This window comes from Pseudomonas putida S13.1.2 (genome assembly GCF_000498395.2).
GTDB classification, from domain to species: Bacteria; Pseudomonadota; Gammaproteobacteria; order Pseudomonadales; family Pseudomonadaceae; genus Aquipseudomonas; species Aquipseudomonas putida_Q.
The window spans coordinates 4,949,177-4,962,758 of the sequence record NZ_CP010979.1; the positions used below are offsets into that span (position 1 = coordinate 4,949,177).

Annotated in this window: 13 protein-coding genes; 7 read left to right on the forward strand and 6 right to left on the reverse strand. The window is 62.6% G+C overall.

The features are described from left to right. Nucleotides 1-89 precede the first annotated feature (89 nt). The 7 genes from N805_RS21790 (at nt 90) to N805_RS21820 (ending at nt 7,939) form a co-directional block, all read left to right on the forward strand. Nucleotides 90-1,748, forward strand: coding sequence for a Na/Pi cotransporter family protein (locus N805_RS21790; RefSeq protein ID WP_019473451.1), 1,659 nt, complete (start codon nt 90-92; stop codon nt 1,746-1,748). A 30-nt stretch (nt 1,749-1,778) separates the two neighbouring features. Then, nucleotides 1,779-3,185, forward strand: coding sequence for a M16 family metallopeptidase (locus N805_RS21795; protein ID WP_019473452.1), 1,407 nt, complete (start codon nt 1,779-1,781; stop codon nt 3,183-3,185). A 121-nt stretch (nt 3,186-3,306) separates the two neighbouring features. Continuing rightward, nucleotides 3,307-4,329 (forward strand): DUF5924 family protein, encoded by a 1,023-nt coding sequence (locus N805_RS21800; protein ID WP_019473453.1) that lies wholly within the window; start codon nt 3,307-3,309, stop codon nt 4,327-4,329. A gap of 114 nt (nt 4,330-4,443) precedes the next feature. Then, complete coding sequence (locus tag N805_RS21805) at nt 4,444-5,577, forward strand: ABC transporter permease (protein ID WP_019473454.1); 1,134 nt, start codon at nt 4,444-4,446, stop codon at nt 5,575-5,577. Beyond that, nucleotides 5,574-6,365 carry an ABC transporter ATP-binding protein gene (locus N805_RS21810; protein WP_019473455.1) on the forward strand — a complete coding sequence of 264 codons (792 nt, stop codon included), beginning with the start codon at nt 5,574-5,576 and terminating at the stop codon, nt 6,363-6,365. The genes N805_RS21805 and N805_RS21810 overlap by 4 nt, the downstream gene beginning before the upstream one ends. Nucleotides 6,366-6,368: 3 nt before the next feature. Then, nucleotides 6,369-7,307, forward strand: a complete 939-nt coding sequence (locus tag N805_RS21815; RefSeq protein ID WP_019473456.1) for an MlaD family protein — start codon at nt 6,369-6,371, stop codon at nt 7,305-7,307. Next, on the forward strand, nt 7,304-7,939 hold the full coding sequence (locus N805_RS21820; RefSeq protein ID WP_019473457.1) for an ABC-type transport auxiliary lipoprotein family protein: 636 nt from the start codon (nt 7,304-7,306) through the stop codon (nt 7,937-7,939). Before N805_RS21815 ends, N805_RS21820 begins: the two co-directional genes overlap by 4 nt. Here the strand turns inward: N805_RS21820 and N805_RS21825 are convergent. The 6 genes from N805_RS21825 to N805_RS21850 all read right to left on the reverse strand — a co-directional run bounded on the left by N805_RS21825 (nt 7,921) and on the right by N805_RS21850 (nt 13,426). Then, nucleotides 7,921-9,150: a nucleoside recognition domain-containing protein gene (locus N805_RS21825; RefSeq protein ID WP_019473458.1), complete on the reverse strand. Its 1,230-nt coding sequence runs from the start codon at nt 9,148-9,150 to the stop codon at nt 7,921-7,923. The genes N805_RS21820 and N805_RS21825 overlap by 19 nt on opposite strands. Before the next feature lie 236 nt (nt 9,151-9,386). Further along, complete coding sequence (gltP, locus tag N805_RS21830) at nt 9,387-10,715, reverse strand: glutamate/aspartate:proton symporter GltP (RefSeq protein ID WP_019472449.1); 1,329 nt, start codon at nt 10,713-10,715, stop codon at nt 9,387-9,389. Between the two features lie 746 nt (nt 10,716-11,461). Further along, nucleotides 11,462-11,932 (reverse strand): inhibitor of vertebrate lysozyme family protein, encoded by a 471-nt coding sequence (locus N805_RS21835; RefSeq protein ID WP_019472448.1) that lies wholly within the window; start codon nt 11,930-11,932, stop codon nt 11,462-11,464. A gap of 2 nt (nt 11,933-11,934) precedes the next feature. Continuing rightward, nucleotides 11,935-12,096 carry a DUF1328 domain-containing protein gene (locus tag N805_RS30200; RefSeq protein WP_003252966.1) on the reverse strand — a complete coding sequence of 54 codons (162 nt, stop codon included), beginning with the start codon at nt 12,094-12,096 and terminating at the stop codon, nt 11,935-11,937. 43 nt (nt 12,097-12,139) lie between these two features. Beyond that, on the reverse strand, nt 12,140-12,430 hold the full coding sequence (locus N805_RS21845) for a hypothetical protein (RefSeq protein ID WP_019472447.1): 291 nt from the start codon (nt 12,428-12,430) through the stop codon (nt 12,140-12,142). A gap of 174 nt (nt 12,431-12,604) precedes the next feature. Beyond that, nucleotides 12,605-13,426 (reverse strand): BON domain-containing protein, encoded by an 822-nt coding sequence (locus N805_RS21850; RefSeq protein WP_019472446.1) that lies wholly within the window; start codon nt 13,424-13,426, stop codon nt 12,605-12,607. Nucleotides 13,427-13,582: the final 156 nt, after the last annotated feature.

Here is a 13,582-nt window from a genome sequence, read left to right on the forward strand (position 1 = left end):
CTAAAGCTTTGAGTGAGCACTGAAAATTCTTCAAACGCTCACGATTCTTTTCTTGGCCCGCTGGGCCAGTGCAACAGGGGGCCTTCGCCATGCTGACCCTGCTCAACCTGCTTTCGGCCGTGACGCTTCTGGTCTGGGGCACCCATATCGTGCGTACCGGCATCCTTCGGGTATTCGGCTCGAACCTGCGACGCATCATCAGCCAGAACATGGACAAGCGCCCGCTGGCATTCATCGCCGGCATTCTGGTCACTGCCATGGTGCAAAGCAGCAACGCCACGGCCATGCTGGTCACGTCCTTTGTCGGCCAGGGCCTGATGGCCATGACCCCGGCCCTGGCGATCATGCTGGGTGCGGATGTGGGTACCGCGCTGATGGCCAGGGTGCTGACCTTCGACCTGTCTTGGCTGTCGCCGCTGCTGATCTTTCTGGGGGTTATTTTCTTCCTCTCGCGCAAGCAGACACGGGCTGGCCAGCTAGGCCGGGTAGGGATCGGGCTGGGCCTGATCATTCTGGCACTGGAGCTGATTGTGCAGGCAGCTGCGCCGATCACCCATGCCCAGGGTGTGAAAGTGCTGTTTGCCTCACTGACCGGCGACATCATGCTGGACGCCTTGGTCGGCGCTATGTTCGCCATGATTTCCTATTCCAGCCTGGCTGCCGTGCTGCTCACCGCGACACTGGCCGGCGCCGAGCTCATCAGCCTGCCGGTGGCCATCGGCCTGGTGGTCGGCGCCAACATCGGTAGTGGCTTGCTGGCCTTCATCAGCACCAGCATGCAGAACACCGCCGGGCGCCGGGTGGCTTTGGGCAGCCTGCTGTACAAGCTGCTCGGCCTGCTGCTGATCATCCCGGTGCTGCACCCGTTGGTGGCGTGGATGGACTCGCTGAGCTTCAGCCCACAAGAGCTGGTCATCGGCTTCCACCTGCTCTACAACACGCTGCGCTGCCTGCTCATGCTACCCACGGTCAAACTCATGGGCCGGCTGTGCAATACCCTGCTGCCCGAACGCGAAACAGGCAACGGGCAAGGGCGCCCACGGCACCTCGACCCTTCGGCACTGGAAACGCCCAGCCTGGCCTTGGCCAACGCATGCCGCGAAACCCTGCGCCTGGGCGATATCGTCGACAACCTGCTCGAAGCCATGCTCGGTGCCCTGCGCGGCACCCAGACCGCCCTGCCACAGCAGGTGCGCGCCCTGAGTGAAGATGCCGAAGCGCTGTACAGCGCCATCAAGCTGTACCTGGCGCAGATGTCGCGCGAAGACCTCAGCGAGCAGGACAACCGCCGTTGGGCCGAGATCATCGAACTGGCGATCAACCTCAAGCTGGCCTGCGACCTGATCGAGCGCATGCTGCGCAAGGTCCAGCAGCAGAAAACCAGCCAGCGCCGGGAGTTTTCCCAGACAGGCCTGGAGGAGCTGACCGGCCTGCAGGAGCAATTACTGGCCAACCTGCGCCTGGGCCTGTCGGTGTTTCTCAGTGCCGACCCGGAAAGCGCCCGCCTGCTGCTACGGGAAAAACGCCGTTTCCGCGCCCAGGAACGGCGCCTGGCGCACGCCCATGTCAGCCGCTTGCAGCGTAAGGTGGTGCAAAGTATCGAGACCAGTTCGCTACACTTGGAACTGATTGCCGACATGAAACGGTTGAACTCTTTGTTCTGCAGCAGTGCCTATGTGGTACTGGGCGGCTCGGACACCGGCGGCCTCATGCTCGACAGCGTACCGGATGAAGCCCGTCTGCCCTGATTCCGCCTACAAAAGGACCCTCGCTCGCCCATGCGTTGCCTGATGTTCGTTTGCCTGCTGATCTGCAGCCTGCCCTCATTGGCCCTCGACCGTTCACGCGTTGAGGGCTACCTGCTGCCCAACGGCCTGCAGGTCATCCTGAAAGACGGCTACGAGCGTGACCATGTGGCGATCCGCCTGGTGGTCGGGGTGGGCCTGGACGACTTCGATTGCGAGCAGAAAGAACTGCCGCACCTGCTTGAGCACCTGCTGTTCAGCGGCATCGACGAAACAGGCGAGGGCGGCCTGGAAGAACGCCTGCAAGCGCTGGGCGGCGAGTGGAATGCCTACACCAGCAGCGCCGACACCACCTTCGTGATCGAAGCCCCCGCGCGCAACCAGCGCAAGGTACTCGACCTGCTGCTGGCGGTCATCCGCGACACCCCTATCGATGCCAAGGCCTTGGCCACCGCCAAGCGCATCATCGAACGCGAAGATGGCGGCCACTATGGCCACCTGCAGCGCTGGCTCGACCGCCAGGACATCGGCCACCCCGCCAGCGCCCAGCTAGCGACCGAGCTGGGCCTGAAATGCCCGGAGCGCTCCAATATCGACGACATGACCCTGGAGCAGGTGCAGGCTTTGCGTGACCGCTGGTACGCGGCCAACAACATGACGCTGATCATGGTCGGGGGCCTCGACCGCCTGCTACCGGCCTACCTGGAGCGGACCTTTGGCGAGCTGCCCGCTACCGAACCGGAAGAACGCCGTAACCTTGAAAGCATCACCCACCAGGCGGAGCAGCGGCGCGACCTGACCCGCGGCTGGCTGGGCGATAGTGTGAAGCTGCACTGGCTGTTCATCGAGCCCGTGCTGGACAACGACCACCAAGCTACCCTCGACCTGCTGTCGCGCTACCTGGACTGGGCGCTGTACGACCAGCTGCGTCTGCGCAACGGGCTGTCGTACGGCCCCTCGGTGCAGCGTGAGAGCTTTGGCGACACTGGCCTGCTCAGCCTCAATGCGGACCTTGAGCGCGATGACATCGACAAGGCAGTCAAGGTGATGCAGGCCCTGTTCGACCATCTGCGCAAGGAAGGCCTCGACCCGGACACCTTCGCCCGTATCAAGGACGCCAGCGTGGCCAAGGAAAGCTGGAGCACCCAAGGCAACAGCGCCCTGGCCGACTACTATTGGGGGGCGCTGAACGACTATACCGACGGGCGCTTTGCCAACCCGGTGCGCAAGCTGCGCCAGGTCAGCCTGGAACAGGCCAACCAGGCGCTGAAAGAACTGCTCAAGGAAGATGGCTATGTGCGCATCGAGAAGCCGTTGCTTGGCTATGACGAGCTTTACGGGCTGGTCGCCTTGTTTGTGGGGCTGATTCTGGCGGCAGGGTTGCTGCGCTGGCGCCGGCCAGGACCTGAGCGGCCGAGTGGTGCTACACGGCAGCGGTGAATCAGCGGTATCCTTTTGCCAGTACCAGCCCCTTCGCGGGCGTTATCGCCGAACCCTGTGGGAGCGGGCATGCCCGCGAAGGGCCCGTACAGCCATCTCATCCTTTCTGTTGTAGCCCCCCATGCCCCAAATCCCCCATATCGTCCAGCGCATCATCGAACTGCTCAAACGCTACCCCGGCATCATCGCGCTCGGCGGTTTCCTCTCCGGCATCGGCAGCTTCATCCTGGTCGACCGCCAGGCCGGCCTGGCCAGCTGGGTTGCCGTGCTCATGCTGGTCAGCTGGGTCTGGCTGATGCTGGAAAACACCCTCACCGGCCTGTTTGCGCGCACCTTCAACCGCGAAATCCCGCAGCCGTTGCTGCGCTACGCGACGCAGATGATCCACCAGGAAACGCTGTTTTTCGTGCTGCCGTTCTTCTTCATCACCACCACCTGGAACAGCGGCCAGCTGGTGTTCACCGGTTTGCTCGGTGCTGCGGGCCTGATTTCGATCATCGATCCGCTGTACTACAAATGGCTGGCACCGCGGCGCTGGCTGTTCCTGGCGCTGCACACCCTCACGCTGTTCGCCGCCCTGCTGACCGCGCTGCCCATCATCCTGCACCTCACCACCGCGCAAAGTTTCAAGCTGGCCTTGATCGCGGCCATGGCGCTGTCGTTCCCCAGCCTGGCCAGCAGCTTCCCGATCAACAACTGGCGCCGCGCCGTGGCGCTGGTGCTGGTCACCCTGTCGGTCGGCGCCGGGGGCTGGCTGCTGCGCTCCTGGGTACCGCCGGCAACCCTGTGGATGACCGAGGTGGCGGTGAGCACCGAAGTGCTGAACCGCCAGCCAGGCGAGTCGCTGGACGAAATTGCCGCCAGCCGCATCCGCAGCAGCGGCCTGTACGCCTATACCGCCATCAACGCGCCACGCGGCCTGAACGAGCGGATCTACCATGTGTGGCAAAAGGACGGCAAAGAGGTCGACCGCATCGCCCTGGACATCCACGGGGGGCGCAAGGAAGGCTACCGCGCCTGGACCCACAAACAGAACTTCCCGCCAAACCCGGTGGGCAAGTGGCAGGTGAGGGTGCTGACCGAAGATGGCCAGGTGATCGGCGTGCTGCGCTTCAAGGTGGTTGACGATGCACCGGCGCAGTAATTGAAACGGGGGCGCTATGCGCCCCAGGGCATCAACACACAGCACATAATCACCAAACAGCCCAGGCCCGCTGCGCTATGATCAGCCCCTAAGCCTTAGCGCCGAGTCAATTGCATGGAGCCTATGACCACCCCCAGCGCCACCCTGGACGCCAGCAGCCAACCGGCCTGCCTGCGCATAACCGGTGACTGGACCCTGGCGCACTACGCCAGCCTCAAGCGCGAGAGCGAGCAGCTGCGCGCGCAATTCACTGCCGACACCGTCGCAGACCTCAGCCAGCTGCGCCGCCTGGACACCGCCGGGGCCTCGCTGCTGACCGAGCTGCTCGGCTCCGAGCGCCTGTCACACTGTACTCAGGACCTGCCCGAAGCCAGCCGCGCGCTGCTCAAGAACGTCTACTGCTCGGTCCAGGACTACTGCATCCCGGTCAAGGAGCCCGAGCGCAACGTACTGATGCTGCTGCTGGAACGCATCGGCCGCGCTGTCGCCACATTGTGGCAGGATTCCATGCAGTTGCTCGGCTTCATCGGTGTCATCCTCGAGACCCTGCTGCGCCGCGCCCTGACACCGCACCGCTGGCGCCTCACGCCGGTTGTGGCACATATCGAGCAGACCGGGCTGGACGCGGCCCCCATCGTCGCGTTGCTGACCTTTCTGGTAGGCGCGGTGGTGGCCTTCCTCGGTGCCACGGTGCTGGCAGCGTTCGGTGCGACCATTTTCACTGTCGACCTGGTGGCGTTCTCGTTCCTGCGCGAGTTCGCCGTGCTGCTGACCGCCATCCTCATGGCCGGCCGCACTGCCAGCGCCTTCACCGCGCAGATCGGCTCGATGAAGGCCAACGAAGAAATCGACGCCATCCGCACCCTGGGCCTGAACCCAATGGAGCTGCTGGTGGTGCCACGGGTACTGGCACTGCTGATTTCGCTGCCCTTGCTCACCTTCATCGCGATGATCTGCGGCATTGTCGGCGGCGCGGTGGTATGCGCCCTGTCGCTGGATATCTCGCCGGCCATGTTCCTGTCGCTGCTGCAAACCGATATAGGCGTGCAACACTTCCTGGTGGGCTTGGCCAAGGCGCCGTTCTTCGCCTTCCTGATCGCCGCCATCGGCTGCCTCGAAGGCTTCAAGGTCAGCGGCAGCGCCGAATCGGTGGGCGCACACACCACCTCGGCGGTGGTGCAGTCGATTTTCGTGGTCATCGTGCTGGACGCCGTGGCCGCCCTGTTCTTCATGGAGATGGGTTGGTGAATGATCGGGAAAAAGTGATCGAAGCCCGCGGCATCTGCAACCGCTTCGGCCGCCAGGTTGTGCATGAAAACCTGGACCTTGACCTGTACCGTGGCGAAATCCTGGCCGTGGTCGGTGGTTCGGGCAGCGGCAAATCGGTACTGCTGCGCAGCATCATTGGCCTGCGACGGCCCAATGAGGGGCTGATCAAGGTGTTCGACCAGGACCTTGCCGGCCTGGGCGAAGAACAGCGCTCGCTGGTGGAACGGCGCTTCGGCGTGCTGTTCCAGAAGGGCGCGCTGTTCTCTTCGTTGACCGTCACCGAGAACGTGGCCTTGCCGTTGATCGAACACGCCGGGCTGTCTCGCGCCGATGCCGAGCACCTGGCCGGCGTGAAGCTGGCCTTGGCCGGGCTGCCAATCTCGGCCGCCGACAAGTACCCATCCTCGCTGTCAGGCGGCATGATCAAGCGTGCAGCGCTGGCCCGCGCCCTGGCCCTGGACCCGGACATCCTGTTCCTCGACGAGCCCACCGCCGGCCTGGACCCGATCGGCGCCGCCGCGTTCGACCAATTGATCCTGACCCTGCGCGATGCCCTGGGCCTGTCAGTGTTCCTGATCACCCACGACCTCGACACCCTTTACACCATTACCGACCGCATCGCGGTGCTGTCGCAGAAAAAGGTCCTGGTGGCCGGCCCGCTGGCCGAGGTCGAGCAGACCAACGACGCCTGGATCCAAGAATACTTTCACGGCCCACGCGGGCGCGCAGCCGAACAGGCCGCCACCCGTGCCGGGCAGGAGCGCTGAGCAATGGAAACCCGAGCCCATCACGTCCTTATCGGCCTGGTCACCGTCCTGGTGGTGGCTGGTGCCATGCTGTTCGGCCTATGGCTGACCAAGTCCAGTGTCGATGACGCCTTCAAGGATTACGAAGTGGTGTTCAACGAAGCCGTTTCCGGCCTGTCGCGTGGCAGCCCGGTGCAGTACAACGGTATCAAGGTGGGCGATGTGTCTACCCTGCGACTGGACCCGAACGACCCGCGCCGGGTACTGGCCCGGGTGCGCCTGAGCGGTGACACCCCGGTGAAAGAAGATACCCAGGCCAAGTTGACCCTGGCCGGCGTAACAGGTAACTCGTTCATCCAGCTCAGCGGCGGCACCCCGCACAGCCCTGAACTGAAGGGCAAGGACGGCAAGCTGCCAGTGATCATTGCCTCGCCGTCGCCCATCTCGCGCCTGCTCAATGACAGCAGCGACCTGGTCACCAACATCAACCTGCTGCTGCACAACGCCAACCAGATGTTCTCCGAGGACAACATCGGCCACCTCAGCAGCACCCTGGCCAACCTCGACAAGACCACGGGTGCCTTCGCCGGCCAGCACGGCAGCATCGCCCAGGCCATCGAGCAACTGGTGCAGGTGGGCAAGCAGGCCAGTGCCACGTTGGCCGAAACCCAGGCACTGATGCGCAATGCCAACGGCCTGCTGGCCAGCGATGGCAAGCAGGCAATCGGCAGCGCCGAACAGGCCATGCAGTCACTGGCCGAAAGCACTGCCACCATCAACAACTTGCTGAAAAACAACAGCGAGGCCATCGGCGACGGCGCCCAGGGCCTGAACCAGCTCACCCCAGCCATTCGCGAGCTGCGCGAAACCCTCAACGCGCTAAAAGGCATTTCCCGGCAACTGGAGGCCGACCCGAGCGGCTACCTGCTCGGCCGCGACAACAACAAGGAGTTCCAGCCATGAAACCGTCGTTGCGCCTGCTGGCCCTGGCGGCCGCGCTGAGCCTGGCCAGTGCCTGCTCGATCCTGCCCAAGACCGAACCGGTCGACCTCTATCGCCTGCCGGTGAACCAGCCCAGCCGCACGGCGGCGCCGCTGGACTGGTCCTTGCGCCTGAACAAGCCGCTGGCCAGTGAAGTGCTGGCGGGGCCGCGCATTGCCGTCATCCCCCAGGGCGATGTGGTCAGCAGTTACAAGGGCGCGCGCTGGAGCGATGCGGCCCCGGTGCTGCTGCGCAACCGCCTGCTCGATGGTTTCCAGCGTGACGGCCAGGTGCAGCGCCTGAGCGCCGACGACAGCAACCTGCAGGCCGATTACGAGCTGGCTGGCGAGCTGCAGGCGTTTCAGAGTGAATACCGCCCGGGCGGGGCGGTGGAGGTGGTGATCCGCTACGATGCGCGCCTGGTTCAGGGGCGCGACCAGCGCATTCTGGCCAGCAAGCGCTTCGAGATCCGCCAGCCGCTCGCTGACAAGCAAGTGTCAGCGGTGGTCGCCGGCTTTGGTCAGGCCAGCGACCAGCTGGTGGGGCAGGTGGTGAGCTGGACCATTGTCCAGGCCAACCAGGCACAGCTGAAGGTTCAGGCGAAGAACCAGTAGCAGACGAAGATCGCCGCGATCACCCCGGACAACTCGGCCAGCAGTGCGCAACCGACCGCATGGCGCACGCGCTGGATGCCCACGGCGCCAAAGTACACAGCCAGTACATAGAAGGTGGTTTCGGTGCTGCCCTGAATCGTCGCCGCCACCAGGGCGGGGAAACTGTCCACGCCTTGGGTCTGCATGGTCTCGATCAGCATGGCCCGAGCTGCGCTGCCGGAGAACGGCTTGACCAACGCGGTGGGCAGGCCCTCGACGAAGCGGGTGTCCAGGCCCATCCAGTTCACCGCATGGCGAATACCGTCCAGGGCCAGCTCCAGGGCACCAGACGCGCGCAGCACACCCACCGCCACCAGCATCGCCACCAGGTAGGGCAGCAGGTTCTTGGCCACATCGAAGCCTTCCTTGGCCCCTTCGACAAAGGCTTCATACACTTTCACCCGCTTCAGGGCACCAATCACCAGAAACAGCATGATCACGCCAAACAGCGTGAGGTTGCCCAGGATCGACGACAGGCTGGCCAGCGCGGCGGCCGACAAGGTGCCAAGAAAGGCCATGAAGCCTCCCAGCAGCAAGGCGCCGGGGATGAAGTAGGCAAGCACCACAGGGTCCCACAGGCGCAAACGCTGCATCACTGCCACCGACAGCAGGCCGACCAGGGTCGAGACGCTGGTCGCCAGGAGGATTGGCAGGAACACCATGGTCGGGTCTGGCGCGCCCTGCTGGGCCCGGTACATGAAGATGGTGACCGGCAGCAACGTCAGCGACGAGGCGTTGAGCACCAGGAACAGGATCTGCGCGTTGCTCGCGGTGGTGCTGCTGGGGTTCAGCTCCTGCAGCGCGCGCATGGCCTTCAGGCCAATCGGCGTGGCGGCGTTGTCCAGGCCCAGGCCGTTGGCTGCAAAGTTCATGGTGATCAGGCCAAGGGCCGGGTGGCCGGGCGGCACTTCCGGCATCAGGCGGGCGAACAGCGGGCCCAGCACCTTGGCCAGCCATTCGACGATACCGGCCTTCTCGGCGATCTTCAGAAAGCCTAGCCACAGGGTCAGTGTGCCGAACAGCAGCACCATCACCTCGACCGACAGCTTGGCCATGGCGAAGATGCTTTCGACCATTGCCGCGAAGATGCCAGCGTTGCCGCCTACCAGCCATTGGGCCAGGGCGGACACCGCCGCCACCAGGAAAAAGCCAAGCCAAAGGCCGTTGAGCATCCGCGTGTACCCCCTGAAAAATGCCCGAATGATAGCGTATCGCAGCCCCTGACTGGCGATCGCAGCCCTGACACAGGAGCTTGTGGGAGCGGGCATGCCCGCGAATCAGCTAACGCGGTAGATGGCACCGGCGTTGCCGGTGTTCGCGGGCATGCCCGCTCCCACAAAGGCCCCAAGGTTTCACAGACAACAAAAAGCCCCGACAGGTCGGGGCTTTTTTCAAACAGCGGTCAGGCTCAGCGCTTGGCGGTTTCGCCAGCGACGACAGCTTCCTTTTTGTCGGCCATCAGCGAGGCGTAGTACTTCTCGCCCTTGGCCGCGTCGTACATGCCTTCCCAGCGAGCGATGACCAGTGCAGCCAAGGCGTTGCCCACCACGTTCAGTGCGGTACGGGCCATGTCCATGATGCGGTCGACGCCAGCGATGAAGGCCAGGCCTTCCAGCGGGATGCCCACGCTGCCCAGGGTGGCCAGCAGGACCACGAACGATACGCCCGGTACGCCAGCGATACCTTTGGAGGTGACCATCAGGGTCAGCACCAGCAGCAGCTGCTGGCTCCACGACAGGTCGATACCGTACAGCTGGGCGATGAAGATGGCCGCGATGCTCTGGTACAGGGTCGAACCATCAAGGTTGAAGGAGTAGCCGGTCGGTACCACGAACGAGCAGATCGACTTCGGCGCGCCGTACTTCTCCATCTTCTCGATCACGCGCGGCAGCACGGTTTCGGAGCTGGAGGTGGAGTAGGCCAGGATCAGCTCATCTTTCATGATGCGCATGATCTTGATCACCGAGAAGCCGAACACGCGGGCGACCAGGCCCAGCACCATGAAGGCGAAGAAGGCGATGGCGAAGTACACCAGCAGCACCAGCTTGGCCAGCGGCACCAGCGAGCTGAAGCCGAAGTTGGCCACGGTGACGGCGATCAGGGCGAACACGCCGATCGGTGCGTAGTTCATGATCATGTGGGTGACCTTGAACATGGTTTCCGATACAGCCTGGAAGGTACGTACCAGCGGGTCGCGCAGTTCTGCCTGCAGGCTCGAAAGGCCCAGGCCGAACATTACCGAGAAGAAGATGATCGGCAGCATTTCGCCACGCATCAGCGCTGCAAAGATGTTCGACGGGATCAGGTTGAGCAGGGTTTCGATGAACGCGTGCTCATGCTGCACCTCAGCCGCAGTGGCCTGGTACTTGGAGATGTCCACGGTACCCAGGGTGCTCATGTCGATGCCGGCACCCGGGTGGAACAGGTTGGCCAGCACCAGGCCCACGACGATGGCGATGGTGGTCACCACTTCGAAGTAGATGATGGTCTTCAGGCCGATGCTGCCCAGTTTCTTCGCATCGCCTACCCCGGCGATACCCACGATCAGCGACGAAATCACGATCGGGACGACGATCATCTTGATCAGGCGAATGAAGATGTCACCAGCAGGCTGAAGGACGTTGCTGATCCACCATGCCTTTTCTGCACTGAAATGATTCAGTAGCGCGCCGATTGCAACACCCAGCACCAGACCGATAACGATCTGCCAGGCGAGGCTCAGTTTTGCCTTCTTCATGTCTTTACCCTTTGTTCTAGTGGTCATGGCACCTGGCGGATGCACACGTAACAAAGCCATTGGCAAGGTCACGTACAGCAGAAGATTCCGTCCGGCGACTTCATGTAAGGACACCGCAGGCGAGCGACAGGGCGCTCTGGCCAGCGAAAAAGGCGGCAACTATTGCGACGGCAAGGGGCGAAAGCTAATGCCGGAAACGCATACCCCATACCGTTTATGCATATCGATTTGCACGAAAAGAGGGCGTTCGCAAGTGCTTGATTTATAACGTTCGGAATCCCGAACAAGACCAAACCGCCAGATTTCGGCAGATTTGACGGTACACAAAGGGCGAAGAAGATGGCTTGTTCGACAATCCGAATGGCGTAAATGCCACTTGTAGAAGCAGCCAGGAGGTCGAAAAAAATTTGATGTACGGTCGAGACAAAATGTGTCTCAGGGGAAAAAACGCGCAAGGAAAGCGACGTTTCCTACAGGGCTCCTCGGAAGTCAGGTCTGCCAAGGTATCCCTGTGACACCGCAGACCTGATACTTCCGATTCCGCCTTTCCTGACCCGGCCCATTGCTGGAGGCACTCCCTGTACCCCTAGGCCACTCCGATCCTGTAGCAATCAGAACAGCCCGACCCCTTGGTCATGTGCTGCCCCTCCTCGGGGCGGCGCATCATAGAAGGCTGAACTATAGAAAGGTTCAGCTTCTATTACGTGACAGTCGGTGACCTTTCATCCGTACCCGCAACAAAATGCTCAGTACCAGTTCGGGTCACGCTTGAGCTGCTCCTGCAGCATCGCCTTCATGCCGTCGTCGGGTTCGCCCAGCCAACGGTACTGCGCATGGCGAGTGGGCGACTTGTCGCTCGGCAAACCTTCGGGTACCTCCACGAGCATCCCGTAGGCATCGTCCTTGTCCCAGCTGAAGGCAACGATCAGGCGCTTGTAGGTGCACTTGTCCTGGGCCTCGCACAGGGGGCCGACCAAGTACTTGTCGCCGTCTTCGGTAACGGCGGACATCTGCTCCTGGGCACTGCCGGTCAGATTGACCACCCAATCGGGCAGGCGTTCCTCGCCCTTGATCGTGTCCTGCCAGGCTTCCCGGTACTCCGGGTCCGAGCCGAGCAACTGATCGACCCGGACCTGGCCGTCATTGGCCGCCATCGCCGCCGCACTGCCACCCAGTAACAGGGCGGCAGCCAGGGCTGTAGAAAGCTTCCTGCCCATCTTCAACCTCGTCCACGTCCAAAGAAGAAGGAGGCTACGAACAGCACCAGGAAGACAATGAACAGGATCTTCGCGATACCCGTCGCAGCGCCGGCGATACCACCGAAGCCCAGAACGGCAGCGACAATGGCGATGATGAGGAAAGTGATAGCCCAGCTCAGCATGGTGGTTCTCCTTTCTTTTTGCGGAATCGATCCGGCCGGTGGGTCAGAAAACCCAACGGTCCTGGGGTACGACATTTTCCAGGGTGGCCGGTGAAACAGTGGCCTGGCCAGCTGGCAGCCGGTCAGCGGCCTGGACCAGGGTATTGGCACGAGTTGCCTGAATCTGCGTCAACAGGGCAGTCTGAGCTGCCACTTGCTCAGCCAGGCGCGCTGTCTGCCAGCTGTAATAAAAGAGGCCAGCGGCCAAAGTCAGCAGCAGCGCCATGCCAAGTGTCAGCATCTGGCGCAAGGGCAGTGCGGCGATCTGCGAGCGGTTGACGGATTGGCGGTTCATGCCGGCTCCTCCTGCTGTAATTTTTGTTCAAACCTGAACAGGTAATTGCAGCCTGCATGCCAGCCTTGTGATTTAAATAAACTCCTTATAAATCAATGGTTTAACTAGACAGCAAACGGACCCCAAGCACGTATCCTGCACGATGGCGCCTGTGGGGTCGTGCGAATTGCACGATCAGCCTTCCACCTTGGTCGCCACCTTGAGCAAGTCGGCGTCCACCCCGCGTACACCGATGATCTGGCGGGCGATCTCCACGGCGATGGTTTTCTGCTCAGCGCTGACCACCTCGCCCGACAGCCGCACCATGCCCGCTTCGCTGGCCACTTTCAGGTTCAGGCCATCGAGGTTGCGGCTGAAGCGGTAGCTGTTCTGGATCTTGTCGACGATCCAGCTGTCACTCGGCTGCGGCCCGGTTGGCGCCCCCACCGGCGTTTCCCGCGCCTTGGCCATGGCGGCGGTATCCAGGCTGACCAGGTTGTTGACCAGATGCACGCCGTCGGTCGTACGCGCCACCACGCCCGCCAGCTCCTTGGCTTCGGCACTGTCAACCCTGCCGCGCAACGTCACCACGCCGTCACTGCTTTGCACTTCTATGGGTGCTTTTTCGGTTGTACGGCTCCACAGCAGCCGGGCACGGATCACCGCCGCCAGGGTGGCGTCCTCCAGGCGCTGGGCGTAGGCACGCAGCTCCAGCGGGCGCTCAACCAGTTGGGCGTTGACCTGCAGCTGGTTTTCCACCTGTTCGATGCCCCGGGTGGCCCGGGCTATATCTTCAGCCAGCTGCCGCTCGACCTCGTTCTCCACCTCACCCGAAAGCCGCGCCTGCTTGCCGTCCACTTCTACCTTGATACGAAACGGGTCGAGCATGCGGTTCAGTGACAGTGCGGTTTGCAGCGCGCCTTCCAGCCGCGCGTCCTGTACAGGGTCGGCGAAAGCCGGGGTAAAGATTGGCAGCAGGGTGGCTGCCAGAACGGCTGTACGTAGGGAAAAGGGCATGGCAGTGCCTCCTTCGTAGGCAAAATCTGAAAATCATCGCAACCAATGTGCCAGGGCATGTCTCTAAGCAAATCATTGGAAAATCGCGGTCTGTAGGCATCGTTTGGCCATTGGCTAGCATGCAAAGGACAGAATCCTTCAGAATGGACCATGCAA

Coding starts and splice junctions, on each gene's coding strand:
- N805_RS30200 (WP_003252966.1), bottom strand. CDS start 12,096: ATGCTGAGCTGGGCTATCACTTTCCTCATCATCGCCATTGTCGCTGCC.
- N805_RS21800 (WP_019473453.1), top strand. CDS start 3,307: ATGCCCCAAATCCCCCATATCGTCCAGCGCATCATCGAACTGCTCAAA.
- N805_RS21805 (WP_019473454.1), top strand. CDS start 4,444: ATGGAGCCTATGACCACCCCCAGCGCCACCCTGGACGCCAGCAGCCAA.
- N805_RS21820 (WP_019473457.1), top strand. CDS start 7,304: ATGAAACCGTCGTTGCGCCTGCTGGCCCTGGCGGCCGCGCTGAGCCTG.
- N805_RS21795 (WP_019473452.1), top strand. CDS start 1,779: ATGCGTTGCCTGATGTTCGTTTGCCTGCTGATCTGCAGCCTGCCCTCA.
- N805_RS21845 (WP_019472447.1), bottom strand. CDS start 12,430: ATGAACCGCCAATCCGTCAACCGCTCGCAGATCGCCGCACTGCCCTTG.
- gltP (WP_019472449.1), bottom strand. CDS start 10,715: ATGAAGAAGGCAAAACTGAGCCTCGCCTGGCAGATCGTTATCGGTCTG.
- N805_RS21835 (WP_019472448.1), bottom strand. CDS start 11,932: ATGGGCAGGAAGCTTTCTACAGCCCTGGCTGCCGCCCTGTTACTGGGT.
- N805_RS21790 (WP_019473451.1), top strand. CDS start 90: ATGCTGACCCTGCTCAACCTGCTTTCGGCCGTGACGCTTCTGGTCTGG.
- N805_RS21850 (WP_019472446.1), bottom strand. CDS start 13,426: ATGCCCTTTTCCCTACGTACAGCCGTTCTGGCAGCCACCCTGCTGCCA.
- N805_RS21825 (WP_019473458.1), bottom strand. CDS start 9,150: ATGCTCAACGGCCTTTGGCTTGGCTTTTTCCTGGTGGCGGCGGTGTCC.
- N805_RS21815 (WP_019473456.1), top strand. CDS start 6,369: ATGGAAACCCGAGCCCATCACGTCCTTATCGGCCTGGTCACCGTCCTG.